General features: G+C 62.9%; 16 protein-coding genes and 1 pseudogene. 4 read left to right on the plus strand and 13 right to left on the minus strand.

Annotated elements, in window-relative coordinates:
• Window positions 1–256: 256 nt before the first annotated feature.
• The 4 genes and pseudogenes from KQ661_RS10810 to KQ661_RS23055 all read left to right on the plus strand — a co-directional run bounded on the left by KQ661_RS10810 (window position 257) and on the right by KQ661_RS23055 (window position 2,984).
• The gene (locus KQ661_RS10810) at window positions 257–1,093 is read left to right on the plus strand and encodes a RagB/SusD family nutrient uptake outer membrane protein (protein WP_216686407.1); all 837 of its coding nucleotides are present in this window, start codon (window positions 257–259) and stop codon (window positions 1,091–1,093) included.
• Between the two features lie 149 nt (window positions 1,094–1,242).
• On the plus strand, window positions 1,243–1,608 hold the full coding sequence (locus tag KQ661_RS10815; RefSeq protein WP_216686408.1) for a cupin domain-containing protein: 366 nt from the start codon (window positions 1,243–1,245) through the stop codon (window positions 1,606–1,608).
• A 94-nt stretch (window positions 1,609–1,702) separates the two neighbouring features.
• Window positions 1,703–2,692 (plus strand): annotated as a pseudogene (gene pelA / locus KQ661_RS10820) (pectate lyase); the annotation flags it as partial.
• Between the two features lies 1 nt (window position 2,693).
• Complete coding sequence (locus KQ661_RS23055; RefSeq protein ID WP_394369625.1) at window positions 2,694–2,984, plus strand: pectate lyase; 291 nt, start codon at window positions 2,694–2,696, stop codon at window positions 2,982–2,984.
• Between the two features lie 310 nt (window positions 2,985–3,294).
• Here KQ661_RS23055 and KQ661_RS10825 read toward each other — a convergent pair whose 3' ends face one another.
• The 13 genes from KQ661_RS10825 to KQ661_RS10885 form a co-directional block, all read right to left on the minus strand.
• Window positions 3,295–5,109, minus strand: coding sequence for a hypothetical protein (locus KQ661_RS10825; protein ID WP_216686410.1), 1,815 nt, complete (start codon window positions 5,107–5,109; stop codon window positions 3,295–3,297).
• 4 nt (window positions 5,110–5,113) lie between these two features.
• A complete protein-coding gene (locus KQ661_RS10830) occupies window positions 5,114–7,387 on the minus strand; it encodes a DUF4175 family protein (RefSeq protein WP_317196092.1) in 2,274 nt (757 codons plus the stop codon).
• Window positions 7,384–9,015, minus strand: coding sequence for a BatA domain-containing protein (locus tag KQ661_RS10835; RefSeq protein ID WP_216686412.1), 1,632 nt, complete (start codon window positions 9,013–9,015; stop codon window positions 7,384–7,386). Before KQ661_RS10835 ends, KQ661_RS10830 begins: the two co-directional genes overlap by 4 nt.
• 100 nt (window positions 9,016–9,115) lie before the next feature.
• Window positions 9,116–9,988, minus strand: coding sequence for a DUF58 domain-containing protein (locus tag KQ661_RS10840; protein WP_216680636.1), 873 nt, complete (start codon window positions 9,986–9,988; stop codon window positions 9,116–9,118).
• Window positions 9,989–10,061: 73 nt separating this feature from the next.
• Entirely contained in the window at window positions 10,062–11,039 is a 978-nt protein-coding gene (locus tag KQ661_RS10845) for an AAA family ATPase (RefSeq protein ID WP_216680637.1), read from the minus strand.
• Between the two features lie 143 nt (window positions 11,040–11,182).
• Window positions 11,183–11,806: a DUF4159 domain-containing protein gene (locus KQ661_RS10850; RefSeq protein WP_216686413.1), complete on the minus strand. Its 624-nt coding sequence runs from the start codon at window positions 11,804–11,806 to the stop codon at window positions 11,183–11,185.
• 187 nt (window positions 11,807–11,993) lie between these two features.
• Window positions 11,994–13,319: a TldD/PmbA family protein gene (locus KQ661_RS10855; protein ID WP_216686414.1), complete on the minus strand. Its 1,326-nt coding sequence runs from the start codon at window positions 13,317–13,319 to the stop codon at window positions 11,994–11,996.
• Between the two features lie 159 nt (window positions 13,320–13,478).
• Window positions 13,479–15,128 (minus strand): TldD/PmbA family protein, encoded by a 1,650-nt coding sequence (locus KQ661_RS10860; RefSeq protein ID WP_216686415.1) that lies wholly within the window; start codon window positions 15,126–15,128, stop codon window positions 13,479–13,481.
• A 102-nt stretch (window positions 15,129–15,230) separates the two neighbouring features.
• Window positions 15,231–16,340 (minus strand): carboxypeptidase-like regulatory domain-containing protein, encoded by a 1,110-nt coding sequence (locus tag KQ661_RS10865; protein ID WP_216727964.1) that lies wholly within the window; start codon window positions 16,338–16,340, stop codon window positions 15,231–15,233.
• Window positions 16,341–16,619: 279 nt separating this feature from the next.
• Entirely contained in the window at window positions 16,620–17,954 is a 1,335-nt protein-coding gene (locus KQ661_RS10870; RefSeq protein WP_216680642.1) for a TldD/PmbA family protein, read from the minus strand.
• A 62-nt stretch (window positions 17,955–18,016) separates the two neighbouring features.
• Entirely contained in the window at window positions 18,017–18,427 is a 411-nt protein-coding gene (locus tag KQ661_RS10875) for a four helix bundle protein (protein WP_317196093.1), read from the minus strand.
• A gap of 14 nt (window positions 18,428–18,441) precedes the next feature.
• A complete protein-coding gene (locus tag KQ661_RS10880; protein ID WP_216680643.1) occupies window positions 18,442–20,091 on the minus strand; it encodes a TldD/PmbA family protein in 1,650 nt (549 codons plus the stop codon).
• A 91-nt stretch (window positions 20,092–20,182) separates the two neighbouring features.
• Complete coding sequence (locus KQ661_RS10885; RefSeq protein WP_216686416.1) at window positions 20,183–21,502, minus strand: TldD/PmbA family protein; 1,320 nt, start codon at window positions 21,500–21,502, stop codon at window positions 20,183–20,185.
• Window positions 21,503–21,610 lie beyond the last annotated feature (108 nt).

Raw genomic sequence — 21,610 nt, forward strand, 5'->3', positions numbered from 1 at the left:
TTTTTTGTGCCGTTGCGTTGGCGGGGCCCTATGCGAATTGCTGGCGGCAGGAGGGAAGCCCGCTGGCATCGATGCCTGGAACGATTGCACAACTAAAAAAGGCTGTTTGCTAGGCATATGATTAATAATGACAGACTTTTAGTAGCCTGATAAAAGCACACATAGGAGTTGTTTAGAAAGTCACAAAAGGTCCCCGAACGGTCATGCAGCGCGCAGCGAAGCATGACCGTTCGGGGACTTTCTAAACAGCTTCGATATGGGCTACTACAGCGGCCCGCTGCTGAGCGCCTCGCCCATCTACGGCAGCACCCAGGCCCAGATTCGGCCCCTGTCCACCTACTTCTACGCCTTCGACTCGACCGATGTGCGCCGCGATATTACCCTGACTACTTACAGCATCGACGGGGCCAACAACCAGAAGGGGCTATTGCTGAGCGTCCTTACCGATGGCAAGTTCCGGCGTGACTGGCGCGTGCCCACCCTGGCCGGCACGGGCAACTGCCTGGGCTACAACTGGCCCCTCATCCGCTTCGCCGACGTGCTGCTGATGTTTGCCGAAACCGACAACGAAATCAATAAAGGCCCCACGGCGGCGGCTGTGGCGACTCTGCGTGAAGTGCGCCAGCGCGGTTTTGGTGGCAGCACCACCCTGGGCCAGATTCCGACTCCGGCCAACCAGACCGATATGTTTAACGCCATCGCCAGTGAGCGGTTTCTGGAATTCGGGGGCGAAGGCATCCGCAAGTACGACCTGCTGCGCTGGAACCTACTCGATACCAAAATCACGGAAGCCCGCGCCAACCTTGCCAGGTTGGCGGGCGCGCAGGCTCCCTACACCTTCGTGCCCGCCAGCATGTACTACCGCGTAACCGGCGGCCAGGTGGTGTGGGCCCGCTCGTTCTACCGCCCTTCGCCGGCTGCCACGCCCACCGGCACCACTGCCGTAGCCTGGCGCACGGCCGTGACGGCCGCCCTCATCGCCAATATCGCTTCAGAGTACGCGCCTGGCAAAGGCAAGGAGCTGCTGCCCTTCCCCCAGGGCACCATCGATACGAATAAGAATCCCGGATTTAAGCAAAATGCTGGTTATTAACGAGTAGGAGTGGGGTCTGCCCCCACGCCCTACTCGTCAACTACTGGCATTGTCGGGAACGATTGCGCAATTAAAAACCCCGCCAGCCTTGTCGACATTCCAAACAGGTTGGACTTTTAAGGTCCGACCTGTTCTTTTCACCCGATACCATGACGCCACTATCTCCCGCCGAAACGGCGCAACCTGCTTTCGTGACTGATGCTCAGGCGGCCTGGGAAACCACCGGCCCCGGCGTGCGCCGCAAAGTGCTGGCCCACGGCCCCGGCCTGATGCTCACCCGCGTAGCCTTCGAAACCGGGAGCATTGGGGCCCGCCACCAGCACCCGCACGCCCAACTGAGCTACGTGGAAAGCGGCGCGTTTGAATATACCATTGGGGAAGCAACGCGCACTCTGGGCATGGGCGATAGCTGCTATGTGCCGCCCTTGGCGTGGCACAGCGTGGTGTGCACGGCGGCCGGCATCCTGGTCGACGCCTTCATGCCCCGCCGCGACGATTTCCTGAGTCAGCAGTAGTGCGGACTTTTAGTCCGCGTCCCTGCGCCGTGGGGTCATGCTATAACGGCGCTACTGCCCCACAAGCTTCTGCTATCCCACCTGTTTTTTGCTGATGAAAACCACCGCGCTACGCCTGCCGGGCCTGCTGTCACTACTGCTGCTGCTCAGCCTGGGTTTACAGCCGGCCCAAGCCCAGACCGTGACCGTAGCCCCAGACGGTTCCGCCGACTACCGCACCATTCAGGAAGCCATCAATAGCCTGCCGGATTTAGCTGCCAAACTGCGCACGGTGCTCATCAAAAACGGCACCTACCACGAGAAAATCTACCTCGACGGCAAGGAAAAGCTGGTGCTGAAAGGCCAGAGCGAATCTGGCGTGGTGCTGACCTACGCGCAGGCCCGCGACCTGTGGACCTGCGACGCCACCGCCGGCGACTGGGGCGTGGCCACCCTTAACCTGCGCAACAGCCCCGATATCACCCTCGAAAACCTGAGCGTCATTAATAGCTACGGCTTCGCCGCCGCCGCCTGCACCGGCCTGCTCGATAGCAAGCACCAGAACGATGCTACCATCGACAACGACGCGACGACCCGCGAAATCAATTACCTGGCCGAAGCTTTCCAGAAAACCCACAACCCTGCCTATCGCCAGGGCGTTGAAAACGGCATCCGCTACCTGCTCAAAATGCAGTACGCCAACGGTGGCTTTCCACAGTTTTACCCCGACCTGAGCAGCTACCACGGCGAAATTATTTATAATGACGACGCTATGATTCGGGCCCTGACCGTGCTGCGCCAGGTAGCCCGCCAGCAGGTCCCCTTCGCCGCCCTCGACCCCGAGCTGGTGTTGCTGGCTCAGGCGGCCGTGGCCCGGGGCGTTGCCAGTATCCTGCGCATGCAGTATGTAAGCCACGGCCAGCCCACCGCCTGGGCCGCCCAATACGACCCCGTGAGCCTGCTCCCGGCCAAGGCCCGTGCCTTCGAGCTGCCCTCCCTAAGCGGCGAGGAACCGGTCAGTATCGTCCGCTTTCTCATGGACATCGAGCAGCCCACTGCTGCCGAAAAAGCCGCCATTGAGGGGGCAGTCCAAATGGTTCGAAAAAATGAAAATACCCAACGTAGCGCTAAAGGAGATTGCTGCGCCAAAAGAGCCCAAAGGCCGCGACCGCATCATCGTGCCCGCGCCCGGGGCCGTGCTCTGGGCCCGTTTCTACGAGCTGGGCACCAACCGGCCCATCTATGTGGGCCGCGACAGCCAGGTGCATTATCAGCTCACCGAAATCGAAAACGAGCGCCGCGCCGGCTACCTCTACGCCGGCACCTGGCCCGCTGAGTTACTGGCCAAAGACTGCCCCGCCTGGCGAAAGCGCGTGGGCGCCGCCGCGAAGAAGTAGCACATACTAGCCGCAGCGCGGCGGCAGGTTTTGTCGTAATCGGGTTTATCCGGAGGAGCGAGCCGCGTAGCGGTGACAGAGAAGCCTTGCGTTCCTGTCGCCGCGTTGGGGCTATTCCAGAGCTATTTTCAGATTCATGTACGGGATGTATAGACGCGATACTTCGCATCTCCTCGTTGAACGACTTGGATTCTACTCTAATTATTGATTAGCAATATATTGGCTGCCGAATGGACGGGTGTCGTGGGCAGCAGTAGTAGATAATGATGCTGTTTTGACGGCATATTTTGAACCGTGCAAAAATATGATACTACAATTTCTCCTCCAGCCACAGATACCCGGCGGCCAGCAGAAACAACCCAAAGAACCACCCCGCCGGCCACGGCTCCGTCACCGTAGCCTGAGTCGTTTCAGCGGCTTTCGGAGCTTGGGTTTCGTTGCTCAGTTGCGCCACGGCCTGCTGGCGCTCCTGGTACTCCGGCCCCAGCCAGGTTGTGGGCGGGTACACGTAAAAATTGTGAATGATGCGGCTCGGCCCGCGCATCTGGTGCCAGCCCGCAGTGTCAGGCCAAAACCGGGCTGTGCTCCACTCGGGTAGGCGGGTGTCTTGGCGCAGGGCCAGGCGCACCGCCGGGCCGCCGGCCAGCGCTGCCACCGTGGGCAGGGTAGTGGGAAAAGCGGCTGCCAGATGCAGCGTGAGGGGCTGTGCCGGCCGGGGCCAACGGCTGCCCGCATGCCAGGTAGCGGCGGCCGGGGCCGGCGGCACAGCGGCCGTCAGCAGCTGGTTCCAGTAGGAGGCGTAGACGGCGGTATGCCCCTGGAGGCCCCAGTGAAACGTTTCGGGTACTACCGACACCACCGCAAAGCCCAGGCCCACCCGTCGGCTGGCAGCCAGCAGCAGCTGGCGCGGCCCGATGATGAGTGCCCGCAGCGTCGGGTTGGCTTGCAACTGGGCCGGCAGCGCGGCGCGGGCCTCGCCGGGCGCGTCAGGCCAGGTGAGGGGCTGGGTGGCGACATTCGCTGGCCGGGGTTGCACCGTGAAATCGGCGCGGGCGGGCGCGGTGCGGGGCAGGGGCGCGGCTTCAGCCAGTGTGACGATGCCCAACCGGCCGGCGCGTAAGGCCGCTTGCAGGGCCTGGGTTTCGGCGGCGGAAAGGGCGCCCAGCGTGGCAGCATCGGCCACCACTACGGCATAGCGGGCCAGCAGGGCGGGCGTGAGGCGGTCGAGCGACTGGGCCGGCAGGTTCACGAAATCAGTCTGGACCAGGCCCCGGCTTACGCTCGTGCGTAGGGCCACTGGGTAATGGGCTTCGGCCAGGTAGTTCTTCAAAAACTTGAACTCGAAGGAAGGCGTGGCGGTGAGCAGCAGCACGGCCGGCAGCGCGGGCGTGGTGATTTCGACCGGCACCGGCTCCGCCAGCAGCGGCTGGCCCGGTCGGCGTAGCTGCAATTCGTAGGTGGCCAGCCCGGCGGCTTTGGGCCGGTAGCGCAGCCGGAAAGGCCCGCCACCGGCTGGCAACCGCACCGAATCGCGCCCGGTGCCAGCAGCGTACAGCACCACCCACGCGGCGGCTGGCCGGCCGGGTGCTACCACCGTGCCTTCCAGCCGCAGCATTTCACCCAATGATGATGTTGCCGGCCAAAAAGCGGTGGCGAAGCCCTCAAACGGTGCCCCTGGGTGCAGCCGTACCGCCAGCGAATTCAGCAGCGCCAGTTCAGCGGCCGGTAGCCCGTGGCCCAGAATGTGCAGCCGATGCAGCGCCGGCCGTTGCTCGGCCAGCGTGAGCAGGCTGGCCAGCGGCCGGGCGTTGGCAGGCGGGTCGGCGTCGGCATAGGTCCAGACCGATGTGCCTGCACCCAACTGCCGGCGGAGCTGCCGCAGGGTATCGGGCGAGTAGCCGGGGGTGAGTAGAATGGCCTCGGTACGAATGGCGGTCAGGTGGCGCAGCGGCGGAAAAGCGCTGAGCCACAGCGCTGCAACGGCGGCCAGGCTGGCCAGCACCCTGGCCATCCGCTGCCGCCGACGGGGCCGCTGCCAGGCTAGCACTAGCAGCCCGAAGACCAGCAGCAGGCAGCCCGCCAGCAGGCCAAAGTAAAGAACCGGATTCGGAGTTAAAATGGGCAACGGGCTAACGGCTTAAGTCCTGGAAATAACGCCGCGCCAGCCGGTCGGCAGCGGGCGGGGCGGCGGGTGCGGGAGTGGGCACGGCCAGCAGGTCGGTGAGGGCGCGGGCTACAGGTGCGCGGCTGGCTGCACGGGTGGGGCGGCCGGCGCGCACGTCGGCTCCCAGCTCGCGTAGGGCCCGTAATGCCGGCAGGTAGAAGCCCGGGCGGGTGAGGGCCGCGCCGGATAGTACGGTGCCGGCCTGGTCAAGCAGCACGGCATCGGCGGGGCGGGGGGGCTGGTCGTTGTCGGCCGCGGCCAGCCAGCGCAGGGCGGCGCGGATGGCCGGCTGAGTAGCCGGGGCGGGCAAGGTTTGCTGGCGCTGGGGCACGGCGGCCCCGGCCAGCTCGCCGGTGAGGCGCAGGGTGGCTTCGGGCATGGGCGGCGGGGTGAAGCCGGCTTTTTTTACGTAGGCCCGGGTCTGCTGCTGTACTTCCTTCAGCAGGCGCAGGGCGCGGTATTCGAAGGGCCGGGCCGCCGCCAGCTGGCCGGTGCGCAGGCGCAGCTCGGCGGCCCACATCTGGTCGAGCACGGCGTGGAGCTTGGCCTTCACGGCGGGCTCCAGGAAGTCGGCGGTTTCGGAGTCGTCGTGCTTGTGGATGTAGGGGTCCATCAGGGCATCGGTTTCGGCGGTGGGCGAGGCTTTGGAGGGCGAAACCGGCGCGCCGCCGTGGTCGTGGTCGTCGTGCCCGGGGGCTTCGGCGGTGGGGGAGGCGGGTGCGTCCTCGTCTTCGGCCGTGGGTGCGTGCGGGCCAGCTTCCACCCCAATCCCGGCCTCTGACTCTTCGCCCAGAAACTTGCCGTAGCGCAGGCGCAGCGTCTGCTGGTCGAAGCCGAGGTTGTTGGCCCGGTTGGCCACGGTGGCGGCATCAAGCTTCGGCTTTTCGGCCAGCAGCTTTTCGGTGTCGATGATAATCTGACGCTGGCTGCGGAAGTAGGCGGGAGCCACTTTTACACCCATGCCCAGGTCGAGTGCCCCATCGGCCACGGCGGTATCCTGCCACTGCACGAGGTAAGAATCAGTACGAGTAGTATGGCCGTGGTTGTCGCGCGCCGTGAGGTAGAAGTAGAGCTCGTCGCCGTAAGTCAGGCCCAGTTTGGGCAGGTTGAGCAGGCTGCCCAGCGTGGCCTGCGGCCCGCCCAGGCCCGCGCTCAAATCGCGCCGCACCTCGTGGAACTTCACCGCCTCGCCCTGGCCCTGCGCCACGGTTATCACCAGCTCGGCCCGGCTCAGACCGTAGTCATCGCGCACGGTGGCGCGGATAGAGACTTCCGGCCGCTGGCCGATGGCCGCCACCAGCGTGTAGGATTTCGGGGTTTGAATGCGCAGCACGGGCGCGAGGTCGGGCCGTACATCAATGGCGTAATCATCAGACAACGTGCCCGCGTAGCGCAGCCGGTACAGCGTGGAAGCCATCAGCGTTTGCTCGGTGAAAAACCAGCCCGCCTGCCCGGCCACCGGCTGTAGGCGAATCCGCTGGCGCCCCAGTTCCAGCATCGGCGCTGCCGATTTGCCATTGCCGTTCACCCGCACCTGCCAGCGCACCCGCGCCTCCTGCGGGCACTGAAACGAAGGCTGCGTCGGCGCAAAAGCCGCCAGCCGGGTGTATGCGGGGGGCGTGACCAGCAGTTTTGTTTCGCTGATACGCGGCGGTGCGGCCTGCCCGGCCGCTGCCGGAGCCGGGGGCGAAAACCGCATGCTGACTGCCGCCGGTATGGGTTGGGCCGGCTGGCTGATGGGCAGCAGGTAGCATAACGCCGCACCCAGCAATAGTCCAGCACTCAGCAGCAACGGCTTCCGAAAAGAAAATGGGAGTAGTCCCGGCCCTTCAGCAGTTAGCTGCCCTAGCTGCCCGGCTACCCGCTTGAATTGCAGTTGGCCAAGAAAAGTCAGGGTAGCCGGGTCCTGCAGCAGCAGGCCGGTGCTGTCCTGTAGTTCAGGAAATTGCCGGTCGAGCCGTTGCGCTATAACTGCGCAGTCCAGCTGACGCAGAGGCCACGCCCACCACGCCGAGGCCGTCAGCAAGCCTAATACCGCCAGCGCTATCCAAAGTGGCTGCGCGGCTGGCCAGTGATGTACTAACCCAGCCAACAGGACACCGGCGGCCAGCAGGACTTGTAGCCCTGCGCCGGCATAGCGGCCGGCATAGCTGTTCCTGACCGCCTGAAGCTGCGCCTGGGACTTGCCCTGCTCCGGCAACCGGCTTGTTTCAATGGAAGTAACCGTGGGCTGCGTCATATTGAAGTAGGCAATGTGCTCCCGGCCCGCCGCCCTGCCAGCCAGCGCTCCAGCAAAAACAACAGCCCGGCCGCCAGTACCAGCCAGGGCCGCAAATCAGTCGTGCGCTCGCCTGCCGCCCGAATTGGAGCGGCGGTGGGCTGCATACGAGGGGCCGAGGTCAGCTGGGCGGGGTCGAGGGCACGATGGTCGAAACGACTCAGCTGCTGCTCCAGGCCCGGGTTGCGGGGATGGTAGAGGACGGCCGCAGCTTCATCGGGGGCGGCGGGCTGCAGCAGCTTCAGTAGCCGGGCCGGCATCTGCGGGTCGTCGGCCAGCTCACTCCAAGGCGGTGCGAGGCGTGTGTGCAGCTGATAAGTTGCCCCACGGCCCAGCATCCGCCGCGAAAGCACCGGGCGGCCCCGGCCATCGGCCCACACCGTTGCGCTCCCCAAAGCCGGTGGGCGGGCACCGCGCCGAAACACCAGGCCGGCTGAGCCCGAGGCATCAGCCGCGGCGAAGCTCGCCGTGTCGGGCACGCCCGGGCCGGCGGCCTCCTGCCAGATAGTAGCTCCCTCGCGCACCGTTTGTTGCCAGTTCTGGGGCAATGCTTCGTCGGAAAGCCAGCATGTCCAGTCGGCCTGCAGCTGCCGGGGCCGGTCCGTAACCCGGCGTAGCTGCAGCGCCACGGGCAGCCCTACGGCGGCGGCGCGTACTGCCGCCTCCCAGTAGCGGGCATCGGCGGTGTATTCCGGCGTGGCGTATAGGTCAATGGTAAGCGGCGACTTCCTTACCTCAATGGCCGGGGTGGAAGCAGAAGTAGCGCCGTTGGCCGGAACCAGCCGCAGGCTTCCGCTGCCGGTTGTATCCGGCTGCAGGCGCAACGGGGCAAGTCCAGCCAGCCGAACTATCTGGCCGGTGGGCGGCAGCAGTGAGCGTTGCGGGCGGTAGGTGGTTCGGGCTTCGTTGCTGTGGCCAACCAGCAGGTGCAGGCTGTCGCCCACCAACCCGGCGGCCGCCAGCCACGCGCTGGTAGTGGTATCGGGCAGGGCCTGCCAGCTCACGGCGGCTGGCAACGGCGCGTGGCGGCCGCCAAAGTCGCGCAGCGCAGCGCTGGTGACCACAAAAACCGGCTGGCCCGCAAAGGTGGCCGCCGCCTGCTGCACCCGCGCCCAGGCCGGGCCGGAGGGCTGCCGTGCCGCTGCCGAATCGACGGCGGCGCTGGCTCGACCCGCAGCCACCGCCCGCCACGCCGCACCCGGCACCCGGGGGAAGCCCGCCGATAGCCAGCGCAGCGCATATCCCTTCCGGCGCAGCGAGTCGATGGTGGGCTTGATGCCGGCCAGCGTTGGCAGTCGGGCCGCCTCGGCGCTCAGCAGCACCACGCCCCGGCTGATGGGCCGGGCCGTGCGCCACACCGGCCCGGCCACCGCCACGGCCAGCACCGCCAGCAGTGCCGCGCGCAACAGCAGCAGCCAGAGCTGCTCCAGCTTCAGGTTGCGCAGGCGGCGGTTGGCACCGGCGGCTAGCCAGCGCAGGCTGCCCACCGCCACTTCACGGGCGGGCCGGCGGTTCCAGAGATGAATGGCTACCGGCACCAGCAGGCCCGTGAGGGCCAGCAGGGCGGCAGGGTGAAGAAGGGCGAACAAAAGGAGTTAAAGGTTGAGAGTTAAAAGTTAAGAGTTGAAAATTGAGAATTTTGAGGGAAGGTCCGATACCTAGGCGGTTTTAACTTTTAACTCTCAATTTTTAACTATTCCCGCGCCGCCTTAGAAACTCCCGCATCGCCGCATCGAGTGGCTGCGAAGTATCCAGTAAATGATAGTCGAAGCCCTGCCGCCGGGCGTTTTGGGCCGTGTCGCGCAGCCAGTTTTGCAACTGCTGTTGGTAGGCTGTCCGTTGGGTAGCGGCGTCGATTTGCAGGGTTTGGCCGGTTTCTAAGTCGCGGAAAGTGACAGCGCCCTCGTAGTTGAATTTGAGTTCGTTGTGCGCCATTAGGTGCAGTAATAGTACGTCGCCGCTGGTGGCGCGCAGGCGGGTAAGCAAGGCATTGATTTCCTGGCCTTCCTCATACAAGTCGCTCACGCACACCGTGAGGGCGCGCTGGCGGCGGGCCGTGAGAGGAGCCAGCGTTTCGGGCGCGGGGAAGCGGCCGGCAGCTTCGGCCGTTTCGAGGGCGTGGTAGAGGCGGGGCAGCTGGCGGGCATCAGCGCGGGGCGCGAGGTGGCGCAGGCCGGCGGGACTGAGGATGCTCAGGCCCACGGCATCGCCTTGCTGCGTGGCGATGTAAGCGAGCGCGCCGAGCAGTAACCGGGCGTAGTCGAGCTTGCTGAGGCCGTTATCGTCGCGGTGGTTCATGCTGGCACTGGCGTCGAGCAGCAGGTGTACGGTCAGGCTGGTATCAATTTCCGACTCGCGCAGGTAGTAGCGGTCCGAGCGGGCGGCCAGGCGCCAGTCGAGGCGGCGCAGGTCGTCGCCGGGCTGGTAGGGGCGGTACTGGTTGAACTCCATGCCCGCGCCGTGCCGCCGGCTGGCGTGCGCGCCGTTGAGGAAGCCCTCGGCCGCCTGCCGGGCGGCGAGGGAGAGGTTGCGCAGGCCGTGCAGGAGTTCGGGAGTGAGCATGTAGTAGCGCGGGCTTTTAGTCCGCGAGTTCAACGATAAAAAAGTTATGGTACTCGCGGACTAAAAGCCCGCGCTACACCGCCACCGCTTTCAGCAGTTCCACCACGGCATCATCGGTCGTGATATTCTCAGCTTCGGCGTTGAAATTCAGCAGCACCCGGTGCCGCAGCACTGGCGGGGCCAGCGTGCGGATATCCTCCAGCGTGGCGGCGAAGCGGCCGTGCAGCAGCGCCCGCGCCTTGGCGCATAGTATGAGCGCCTGCCCGGCCCGGGGCCCCGCACCCCAGCGTCCGTAGTCCTTAATAAACTTCACTTCCGACGTGGCTGGCCGCGTGGCGCGCACCAGCCGGTTCACGAAATCCATGAGCTCGGGGCTGAGGCTCACCTGCCGCACCAGTGCCTGCAAGGCCCGGATATCAGCCCCGCCCAGCACCGGCTGCACCGTTTGGCCGGCCGCACCGGTGGTGCCGCGCAGCACGGCCAACTCCTCCTCGGCAGAGGGGTAGCCAATGCGGACGTACAGCAAAAAGCGGTCGAGCTGGGCCTCGGGCAGCGGATAGGTACCACTTTGCTCAATCGGGTTTTGGGTGGCTAGCAGGAAGAACGGCTTGGGCAGCGCGTGCTCCTGCCCGGCGTAGGTGACGTGGCCTTCCTGCATGGCCTCCAGCAGGGCGGCCTGGGTTTTGGGCGGCGTCCGGTTGATTTCATCAGCCAGTACCAGGCTGGCGAAGATGGGGCCGGGGTTGAACTTGAACGAGCGGTGGCCGGTGCCGTGGTCCTCCTCCAGTACCTCGGTGCCGAGGATGTCGGTGGGCATCAAATCGGGGGTGAACTGGATGCGGCGGAAGGGCAGGTCCGTGGCGGCTGCCAGCGTGCGCACCAGCAGGGTTTTAGCCAGGCCGGGCACGCCTTCGAGCAGGGCGTGGCCGCCGGCCAGTAGGGCCACCAGCACTTCATCGAGCACGGTTTCCTGGCCCACGATGACCTTGGCAATTTCAGCCTTGAGGACGGGTAGCTTGGCGAGGAGGGTGTTTACTTCTTGTTCGGTCATTGGGTGTTTAAGGTCGTCTTATCAAAAACGTCATGCTTCATCTGGCGTCCGCGCAGCCGAAGCCTCTCTACTGCGCAAGTAATTAATTAGTATTGAGGTAGAGATGCTTCGGCTTTGCTCAGCATGACGTGCTTTATGATGTTCTAAGTCAAGGCATAAAGCAGAATATTTACCCCAAACTTCGTGTTGTCCTCAGCCAGGAAGCGCTTGTTGCGGAAGTCATAGTCCCATTCGCAGCCATAGTCTTTATTGGAGTAAAGCACGCCGATACGGTCCTTTATTTCGATGGCCTTCAAGTAGTCGTGCACGAGGTCGTCGCCCCAGCCGTTCAATTCAAAACCAGTATTGGGCGGTCCGTCTTTGAAGGTGAAAAACTGGGAATAGATGGGGTGCGTTTTGGGGATTTTCTTCAGGGCGCTGCTGCCGAAGCACTGGCGCATCTGCTCCTCGAAGGAGCGGGCGAAAAGGCCGTCGATGTCGTGGTTGCAATCATCCACGAACACGAAGCCGCCGTTGCGGACGTATTGGATAAAGTTTTGTTTCTCCGTGCTGGAAAACTGCACCAGCCGATGCCCGCTCAGGTAGCAGAAGGGGTAGTTGAATAGCTCGGAGCTGTCCAGGGCCACCACTTTTTCCTTGGGGTCGACGGGTACTTTGGTGTACTGCACCAGCGAGTGCAGCAGGTTGGCGGGCATGCGCTCGTCCACCGCGTCCCAGTCGCCGGAGTGGTATTTCAGGCGCACGAAAGTGAAAGCGGCAGCGGGCATTAGGTGAAAATAGTGATAGTAGATGCGGCAGATACGCAGCTATAGTCGTGGAAAGCTGCCATAACGTTGCGCCGGCCTCATGTAGCGTGGACTCTGCGAGTCCGCGAGCGAGCGTAGCGAGCATCCGGAACCCTTGTCCAATGCTCGCTACGCTCACGCGCGGACTCGCAGAGTCCACGCTACAATTCTAAATAGCGTCCGACAAGCTCGTGAACGTGAAATCGCGAATTTTCAGCGGGGGAATGAGGCAGCCGGCCAGGCGCTGGGGCCGGCCGATGGCCTCAATATTATTGAGCATGATAATCGGGCTTTCGTTGAAGCGCAGGTTCTTGATGGGGAATTTTATCTTTCCGTTTTCGATGTAGAACGTTCCGTCGCGTGTCAGGCCGGTGTAGAGCAGCGTCTGCGGGTCGACTTCTCGGATGTACCACAAGCGCGTGACCAGAATGCCTTTAGCGGTACTTTTGATGAGCTCGGCGGTGCTCTGGGTGCCGCCCGCCATGATGAAGCCGTTGGGGAAAGCCGTGGCGGCGACCTTGTTTTTCTCGGCCCAGAAGCGGCTGTAAAACAGATTTTTTACCACGCCTTTCTCAACCCAGGTCTGGCGTTTGGTGGGCAGGCCATCGCCGTCGAAGGCATTGCCGGGCACCTCGGCATTCAGCGGGTCGGAGTAGATGGTTATCCGGTCATCGAACAGCTTTTCGCCCTTGCGGTTGCCGCCGCCCTTTTTGCTTAGGAAGCTGCGGCCTTCGTCGGCCTCGCGGGCGCCCATCCCGAATATCATTCCCCCCAGCAGCGAGAGGTCGTCGCCGGCCATGAGGGCGGCGGGCTCCAGAATCACGGTGTACTTGCCCGGCTCGATGGCCTTGGCGTTCACCGAGCCCAGGGCCTTGTCGGCGGCGCGCTGGGTGAGGGCTTTGGCGTTGAGCCTGGCGGGGTCCGTCACGTCGGCAATGGCGTAGCCCGAGCCGCGGCCGTCGGCCGTGCGCACCGTCACCGAAAAGTTGGTGTTGGTGGACTGCTGGTAAGCCTCCAGGCCCTTGGCGTTGCGCTTGGCCACAAACCGGGTGCCGCCATCGAGGAAGCCGGCCGACGTTAGGTTATTGGCAGCGCACAGGGCCATGCTGTCGGCTGCGGCCTGGGCGCGGGTGGTGGCCGTGAGTAGCGTGGTGGCGGTGGAGGGCGGGCTCAGGTAGGTTTGCGGGCCGAGCAGGGGCACGTATTCGGGGCTTTCGGGGGCGAGGCGGGCTATTTCCTCGGCCCGCTGCACGCAGCGGCGCAGCGTAGCGTCGTCGAACTCGTTGCAGGTGGCAATGCCGCTGCGCTTGCCGAACCGGCTTTCCACAGCCAGCGATACGGAATCCTGGGCGCCGGCCGTGCTCACGCTGTTGCGGGCGTAGCGGATGTTGCCGGTGGTGCGTCCGTTCAGGGAAGCTTCGCACTCGTCGGCGGTGCTGTAGCTTAGGACTTTTTTGAGGAGCGTCTGGGCGTCGTCTTTGGAGAGAATGGCCATTGGATGATTTTGCAGATAGTTTAGAGATGGGACGTTCTGGCGTTCACCTCACCCCCTGACCCCCTCTCCTTGGGGAGAGGGGACACCGGTCTTGCCACTAACGGAAATTGTCAGGCTCCCCTCTCCCCAAGGAGAGGGGCCGGGGGTGAGGTTAGGCGGCTACACTTTCCGGGCCGTGTTAATCACGTTCACGCCGTTGAAGCGCGTGGTGGCCGAGCCGTGGCTCACCGACGACACCTGGGCCGGTTGGCCCTTGCCGTCGAAGAAAGTGCCGAACAGGCGGTAGTCCGACTGGTCGCACGAGCCGGCGCAGGCCCCCCAGAACTCCTGGGTGTTCGACTGGTAGGCCACGTCCTCCAACTGCTCGGTGATTTTGCCCTTCTCAATCGCAAAAAATAGCTGCCCGCCAAACTGAAAGTTGAAGCGCTGCTGGTCGATGCTGAACGAGCCTTCTCCAGCTATGTAAATGCCTTTGTCCACGCCCTTCACCATCTCATCGGGGCTCATTTTGGCGGTACCGGGGCGCAGGCTCACGTTGGGCATGCGCTGGAACTGCACGTCTTCCCAGCTCTGCGCATAGGCGCAGCCATCCGATTCCTTCTGGCCCACGATGTGGGCCTGGTCCCTGATTTTCTGGTAATTCACCAGCTTGCCGTCCTTGATGAGGTCCCACTCGCGGGTTTTCACGCCCTCGTCGTCGTAGCCCACGTTGCCCACCGAGCCGGGCTGTAGCTTGTCGGCCACAATGTTCACTTCCTTCGAGCCGTAGGGCAGGTTTTTGGCCTTCCATTCCAGCGTGGCAAACGAGGTGCCCGCGTAGTTGGCCTCGTAGCCCAGCACGCGGTCGAGCTCCGTAGGGTGGCCCACGCTTTCATGAATGGTCAAACCCAGGTGGCCCGGGTCGAGCACCAAATCGAACTTGCCCGGCGTCACCGATTTCATCGTCAGCTTGGCTTTGGCCTGCTTGCCGGCCAGCGCGGCATCGGCCAGTATGTCGTAGCGCAGCTTGTAGCCGATGGTGTCGGTGCCCTGCGGGCCGCGCACCTGCTCGGCCGCGCTGGGCGTGAGGTACTCGAAGCCCAGGCCCACCGGCGAGCTCAGTGCCTCGCGGCTGCGGAATTTGCCCGACTTGGTATCCACCGCCGTGGCGTTGAAGGTGGGCCAGAGCCGGTGCACGTCCTGGTCGATGTAAGAGCCGTCGGTGCTGGCAAAATACTTCTGCTCATTCACCTGAAACAGCGCCGAATTGATGTAGCTGGCGCCCGCATCCAGTGCGGCGGCGTTGGCGGCCAGCAGCAAATCTACCTTCTGCTTTATCGGCACCTCGAATGCGCTTTGCTGAATGGGCGTTTTCCAGCTTACCTCGCCGTAGCCCTGCTGGGCGGCCAGCTGCACGGGCTCCTTCATCACCAGGCGGTTAGCCTTGGCAATGTTCACGGCCTCGCGGGCGGTGGCGGCTAGGTTGGCCTCCGTCACCACGCTGGTCGAGGCGAAGCCCCAGCACCCGGCCACCAGCACCCGGATGCCCACGCCGTAGCTCTCGGTGCTCACGATGTTCTGCACCTGCTTCTCGCGGGTGAAAACGTACTGGTTCAGCGAGCGGCCGATGCGCACGTCGGCGTAGTCGGCCCCGGCGGCTTTGGCGGCGTTCAGGGCCGCGTCGGCGAGGCGCTTTTTCACGGCCACGTCGGCCCCCGGCTCCAGCAGGCGGGCGGGGTCGACGGGCGTGTGGCCGAAGCCGGGGAGGCTGGGGAGGAACAGGGCCCCGGCGGCCAGGCCGGTGAGGCCCACAAAGTCGCGTCTTTTCATAGGTTGCAGAGAAAAAGATGTAGCGCGGACTTTCAGTCCGCAAGTGAATGAAATAGAATTTAGGCAGCAGTTTACTCGCGGACTAAAAGTCCGCGCTACAAGCTACGGCAACATAGTGCCGAAAGCGCCCTTCTGCTCGAAGGATTTCATCACCTGTTCTTCGAGTGGGGTGCGTTTCACCACGGCGTTGTTTTGCCAGAAAGCGGGGTCGTAAGTAGTTTGCTTGATGAGTGCCAAATCGACTTCGCCGCCCTTGGCAGGGGCGTAGGTCACGCTGGCATCGGGGGTGGCGCGGCTGTTGTAGAAGTACGTGAAAGAAGAAGCCTGAATGGCGACGTTGCGTTGCAGTGGTACAGCCAAAGATGCTCGATAATCGACCTTGATGTAAGTGAGGACGGCTGCATTTGGAGCCGGCTGAAAATCCATTTCAAACACCGAGTGCTGGTCCTTGAGCTTCACCACCAAGCTATTGGTCTTGACGTTGACCAGGTCGGGCGTTTCAAACCGCAGGTGTAGTACTTGCCGGGTAGTTTCGTTAATAACCAAAGTTCCTTTCGCGGTAAGCGGTGCCAGCCCCGGCTTGCTCTCAAAACCGATTTCGACCAGTTGCTGACCCTCACTCTGCGTCACGCCCAGTAGCGATAGTGTGTAGAACCTGGCAGTATTCAGCCCCAGGATTCCGCGCTGTGTTAGGCTGTCGTCCTTCATATTAAAGCCAACCCTTTTGGTAAAAACGGAGAAGTTGTTGAAGCTTATTTGCGCCTTCATCTTCTTCGCGAAGCGCCCAGTAACGATGGCGCTGCCATCCATGCCTGCATTGGTAGTGGCAGCGTCCCACACCATTTCCTGCACTTCGGTGGCATCGTTGGCAATGCGGGTAATTTGCCGATAAAAGGCCTGGCCATACATTTTTTTAGCGGTGGTGCGGCGCAACTGGCGGTAGGCTTGCGCAATCAAATCGCCGAGGTAGCTGCCCACCTGCACCTCGGGCAGCAGTACCGACGCCGGTTGCAGCCGCACCAGCAGCGGTGCGGTGGCGGCGGCTACTGCCACCGTATCGCGCCGGTGGCCCAGCTCCGATATCACCAGCCGGCCCGGTAGCGCGGCTTTCAGCTCAAACTCGCCCTCCGCGTTGCTGGTGGTGCCGGCCGTAGTGCTCAGCACCGAAATGCTGGCGTAGGGTATGGGCTGGCCGGTGGCGGCATCGAGAATTTTGCCGGTGAGGCGCGATTACGCGGCGGCCGGACGAATGATAACGGCCAGTAGCAGGCCAGCTAATAAAGTCAGCTTCATTGCAGGAAGTAGGAAATGAAGCCGCAAGATAGGCGTAAGGGGTAAGTACCCAAGTGAGCAGATGCGGCGGGCGGGGCGGCGGTTGTCCGGGCCTTATCAGGAAATAAAAAAGCCACCAGTCGAGGTTGACTGGTGGCTTTCAAAAAAGTGCTTCTATTACGTCAATCACGCGTGGACTCGCAGAGTCCACTATACTTTTTATACTGCGTCCGACAGGCTCGTGAACGTGAAGTCCCGAATCTTGAGCGGCGGTACCAAATTCCCGTTTAACCGTACCGGCTTACCGATGGCTTCCAGGTTGTTGAGCATGATGACCGGGCTTTCGTTGAAGCGGAAGTTCTTGATGGGGAACTTGATTTGGCCGTTTTCGATGTAGAACGTGCCGTCGCGGGTGAGGCCGGTGAAGAGCAGCGTCTGCGGGTCGACGGGGCGGATGTACCACAGGCGCGTCACCAGAATGCCCTTGGCGGTGCCTTTGATGAGGTCGGCGGTGCTTTGGGTGCCGCCTTCCATAATCCAGCCGTTGGGGCGGGGCAGGTCGGGGATGCCGGCTTTCTGGGCCCAGTAGCGCGAGGCGTACAGGTTTTTCACCACGCCCTTGTCAATCCAGGTGGTGCGCTGCAGCGGGCGGCCGTCGCCGCTGAACGTCAGGTCGCTGATTTCCGGGTTCAGCGGGTCGGAGTAGATGGTAACCCGTTCATCAAACAGCTTTTCGCCCTTGCGGTTGCCGCCGCCCTTCTTGCTGAGGAAGCTGCGGCCCTCGTCGGCGTTGCGGGCATCGAGGGCACCCATGAGCGCGCCGATGAGCGAGGTGTCCACGTTCGAGAGCAGGGCATTGGGCTCCATAATCACGGTGTACTTGCCCGGCTCAATGGCCCGTGCCTTCATGGAAGCAGCAGCTTTGTCGGCGGCCACTTTGGTGAAGCGGGCCGCGTCCATCTTGCTTGAGTCGATGTAATCGCCCGAGGCGTAGCCCGAGCCGGTGCCGTCGGGCGTGCGCACCGTCACCGAAAACGTCACGTTGGACGTGCGCTGGTAGGCCTCCAGGCCCTTGGAGTTGCGCTTGGCCACGAAGCCGTGCGAATCGTCGAGGAAGCCCGCCGAGCTCAGCTTTTTCTGGTCGCAGAGCGCCATGCTGGCCCCGATTTGCGCGGCCCGGTAGTCGGGGTCGATGGCGGCGGTGGCGGCGGCGTAGGAGCGGCTGCCATCCAGGTATGTCTGCGGCCCCAGCAGCGGCATGTACTCCGGGCTCTCGGGGGCGAGGCGGGCAATTTCCTCGGCCCGCTGCACGCAGCGGCGCAGGGTGGCTTCGTCGAACTCGTTGCAGGTGGCTACGCCGGCGCGCTTGCCAAAGCGGCTTTCCACGGCCAGCGACACGTTATCGCTAGCCCCGGCCGTGCTGATGGAGTTGCGGGCCGAGCGCACGTTGCCGCTAATGTTGCCATTGAGCGTGGCATCGCACTCATCGGCGGTGCTGAAACTGAGGACCTTTTTTAGGATTGTCTGGGCTTCGTCTTTGGAGAGAATGGCCATGATGTTTTTAAATGTGGAGATGTGCAGAATGGGAGAATGTGGAAATGAAGGAATGTGGGAATTCAGGCAGCGTTGGCTTTGCTGGAAATAATGATGCGGGCCAGTAGACGTCGGACGCTCAATAATTTGTCGTTCAAGGGTATGGGAGGCGTTGGGTAATTGGGCGCGTGCGTGCAGAGATGGAGCCAGTAGTCGGTTTCTTCAGCTTCCTTCGCAGCAATCTTGCATTTGTGTACAAAGTCAGCACGGCTTTCAGCATGTTGCGCTTCGCGCACGTTGGCTCCGACTGAAGTGCCACACCGAAGCAGCTGGCGAACCACGACGTAGCGACGAGTTGCCTCCAACTCTTCCACATAAGCCAGTACTGCTAATACCAACTCAAAGGAGAGCCGCACAACCGGATTGTCGGCCTTGGAACCATTGCCAGTCGTACCTGAATCTGCTGCTACCATCACATTTCCCACATCAATCACATTCCCCACATTTTCTAGATTTTCCGGGCCGTGTTAATCACGTTCACGCCATTGAAGCGCGTGGTGGCCGAGCCGTGGCTCACGGCCGAGCTCTGCGAGGGCTGGCCCTTGCCGTCGTTGAAAGCGCCGAAGAAACGGAAGTCACTTTCGTCGCATGAGCCAGCGCAGGAGTTCCAGAATTCCTGGGTGTTGGCCTGGTAGGCCACGTCTTCGAGCATCTCGGTGATTTTGCCTTTTTCGATGGCGTAGAACACCTGCCCGCCGAACTGGAAGTTGTAGCGCTGCTGGTCGATGGAGAACGAGCCGTTGCCGGCGATGTAGATGCCCTTATCGACCTTGCTCACCATTTCATCCACGCTCATTTTGGCTTTGCCGGGCTGCAGGCTCACGTTGGGCATGCGCTGGAACTGCACATCCTGCCACGACTGCGAGTAGCAGCAGCCGTCCGATTCCTTCTGGCCCACCATGTGCGCTTGGTCCCGGATTTTCTCGTAGTCCACCAGCGTACCGTCCTTGATGAGGTCCCAGCGCTTGGTTTTCACGCCTTCGTCGTCGTAGCCCACCGCGCCCAAGGTGTTGGGCGTCACCTTATCGGCCACAATGTTCACCACTTTCGAGCCGTAGGGAATGCCCTTGGCCTTCCACTCCAGGGTGGCAAACGAGGTTCCGGCGAAGTTAGCTTCGTAGCCCAGCACGCGGTCGAGCTCCAGCGGGTGGCCCACGCTTTCGTGGATGGTGAGGCCCAGGTGGTGCGGGTCGAGCACGAGGTCGTACTTGCCGGGCGTCACCGACTTACAGGTCAGCTTCTGCTTCACCTGCTTGGCGGCCAGGGCCACGTCTTCCAGCATGTCGTAGCTGTACTTGTAGCCGATGATGTCGGAGCCGGTGGGGCCGGCCATTTTATCGGCGGCTTTGGGCGTGAGGTACTCGTAACCCATGCCCACGGGCGAGCTCATGGCCTGGCGCGAGCGGAACTTGCCGCTGGCCCGGTCGATGGCCGTGACGCCGAACGTGGGGTAAATCCGGTGAATGTCCTGGTCGATGTAGGAGCCGTCGGTGCTGGCAAAATACTTCTGCTCGTTCACCTGAAACAGCACCGAGTTGATGAACGACACGCCCATATCCAGGGCTTTGGCGTTCACGCCCAGCAGCAAATCCACCTTGTCCTTGATGGGCACCTCAAACGCATTCTGCTGAATGGGCGCTTTCCAGCTCACCTCGCCGTAGCCCTGCTGCGGGGCCAGCTGCACCTTTTCCTTCTGCACCTTCGAGTTGGCCTTGGCAATCTGCACGGCCAGCTGGGCGGCTTTGGCAATGCCCGCCTCGGTCACGTTGTTGGTGGAGGCGAAGCCCCAGGTGCCGTTGGCAATCACGCGGATACCCACGCCGTAGCTCTCGGTGCTGGCAATGTTCTGCACCTGCTTTTCGCGGGTGAAGATGCCCTGGTTGAGGTAGCGGCCAATGCGTACGTCGGCGTAGCTGGCGCCGGCGGCTTTGGCGGCGTTCAGGCCGGCATCGGCGAGGCGCTTTTTCATGGCTACATCGGCGCCGGGCTCCAGCAGGCGGGCGGGGTCTACCAGCGAATGGCCGAAGCCGGGCAGGCTGGGCAGGAAAAGGGCGCCGGCGGCCAGGCCGGTTAGTCCTACAAAGTCACGTCTTTTCATAAGGTGAGAGTAGCGCGGACTTTTAGTCCGCGAGTGGTTTGCATGGAAAAAGTCACGTTTAATGCGCGGACTAAAAGTCCACGCTACAAGTCTACACCGCGTCCGACAGGCTGGTGAAGGTGAAGTCGCGGATTTTCATGGGTGGCACCAGGCTGCCGTTCAGGCGCACGGGCTTGCCCAGCGCCTCCAGGTTGTTGAGCATAATCACCGGGCTTTCGTTGAAGCGGAAATTTTTCACCGGGAATTTAATCTGCCCGTTTTCGATGTAGAACGTCCCGTCGCGCGTCAGGCCGGTGTAGAGCAGCGTCTGCGGGTCGACGGCCCGGATGTAGTAGAGGCGCGTGACGAGAATGCCTTTGGCGGTGCCTTTGATGAGGTCGGCGGTGCTTTGGGTGCCGCCTTCCATAATCCAGCCGCCGGGGGGCGGAATGTCGGGGATGCCGGCTTTCTGGGCCCAGAAGCGCGAGGTGTAGAGGTTTTTCACCACGCCTTTGTCTATCCACGTCACTTTCTGCTGCGGGCGGCCGTCGCCGCTGAAAGTCAGGTCGGGCACGTCGGGGTGGGTAGGGTCGGAGTAGATGGTCACCCGCTCGTCGAAGACCTTTTCGCCCTTCTTATTGCCGCCGCCCTTCTTGCTCAGGAAGCTGCGGCCTTCGTCGGCGTTACGGGCGTCCATGGCCCCCATCATGTTATTGAGCAGGTCGATGGCCGCGGCCGGCTCCAGAATCACGGTGTATTTGCCCGGCTCAATGGCCTTGGCATTCACCGACGAAGCCGCCTTGTCGGCCGCCACCCGCGTTAGGCGGGCCGCGTCGAACCGGGCCAAATCGGTGTAGTTGGCAATGGCGTAGCCCGAGCCGGTGCCATCGGGCGTGCGCACCGAAATCGAAAAGTCGACGCTGCTCACCGGTTGGTAAGCCTCCAGGCCCTTGGAGTTGCGCTTGGCCACGAAGCCCGACGAGTCATTAAAGAAGCCGGCTGAGCTAAGTTTCTTCTGGTCGCACAGGGCCATGCTGGCCCCAATCTGCTCGGCCCGGTAGTCGGGCGTGATGGCAGCCGTGCGCGCCGCAAACGAGCCAGGCGAGGTCAGGTAGGTTTGCGGCCCGAGCAAGGGAACGTATTCCGGGCTCTCGGGCGCGAGGCGCGCAATTTCCTCGGCCCGCTGCACGCAGCGGCGCAGCGAGGCCTCATCAAACTCGTTGCAGGTAGCGGTGCCGCTGCGCTTGCCGAAGCGCGACTGCACGGCCAGCGACACGTTCTCGGCTGCGCCCGCCGTGCTGATGGAGTTGCGGGCCGAGCGCACGTTGCCGCCGCTGGTGCCCGTGAGGGTGGCCTCGCACTCGTCGGCGGTGCTGAAGCTGAGGACTTTTTTGAGGATGGTCTGGGCTTCGGATTGGGAGAGCAGGGCCATGTTTTCAGATGTGAAAATGTGTTGAATGTGGAAATGGAATAGTGGAGTTATTTAGAAAGTCACAAAAGGTCCTCAAACGGTCATGCAGAGCGCAGCATCTTACTCGCA

The sequence above is a fragment of the Hymenobacter siberiensis genome, assembly GCF_018967845.1.
Taxonomy (GTDB): domain Bacteria; phylum Bacteroidota; class Bacteroidia; order Cytophagales; family Hymenobacteraceae; genus Hymenobacter; species Hymenobacter siberiensis.

Coding starts and splice junctions, on each gene's coding strand:
- KQ661_RS10810 (WP_216686407.1), top strand. CDS start 257: ATGGGCTACTACAGCGGCCCGCTGCTGAGCGCCTCGCCCATCTACGGC.
- KQ661_RS10815 (WP_216686408.1), top strand. CDS start 1,243: ATGACGCCACTATCTCCCGCCGAAACGGCGCAACCTGCTTTCGTGACT.
- KQ661_RS23055 (WP_394369625.1), top strand. CDS start 2,694: ATGAAAATACCCAACGTAGCGCTAAAGGAGATTGCTGCGCCAAAAGAG.
- KQ661_RS10830 (WP_317196092.1), bottom strand. CDS start 7,387: ATGACGCAGCCCACGGTTACTTCCATTGAAACAAGCCGGTTGCCGGAG.
- KQ661_RS10840 (WP_216680636.1), bottom strand. CDS start 9,988: ATGCTCACTCCCGAACTCCTGCACGGCCTGCGCAACCTCTCCCTCGCC.
- KQ661_RS10845 (WP_216680637.1), bottom strand. CDS start 11,039: ATGACCGAACAAGAAGTAAACACCCTCCTCGCCAAGCTACCCGTCCTC.
- KQ661_RS10850 (WP_216686413.1), bottom strand. CDS start 11,806: ATGCCCGCTGCCGCTTTCACTTTCGTGCGCCTGAAATACCACTCCGGC.
- KQ661_RS10855 (WP_216686414.1), bottom strand. CDS start 13,319: ATGGCCATTCTCTCCAAAGACGACGCCCAGACGCTCCTCAAAAAAGTC.
- KQ661_RS10860 (WP_216686415.1), bottom strand. CDS start 15,128: ATGAAAAGACGCGACTTTGTGGGCCTCACCGGCCTGGCCGCCGGGGCC.
- KQ661_RS10870 (WP_216680642.1), bottom strand. CDS start 17,954: ATGGCCATTCTCTCCAAAGACGAAGCCCAGACAATCCTAAAAAAGGTC.
- KQ661_RS10880 (WP_216680643.1), bottom strand. CDS start 20,091: ATGAAAAGACGTGACTTTGTAGGACTAACCGGCCTGGCCGCCGGCGCC.
- KQ661_RS10885 (WP_216686416.1), bottom strand. CDS start 21,502: ATGGCCCTGCTCTCCCAATCCGAAGCCCAGACCATCCTCAAAAAAGTC.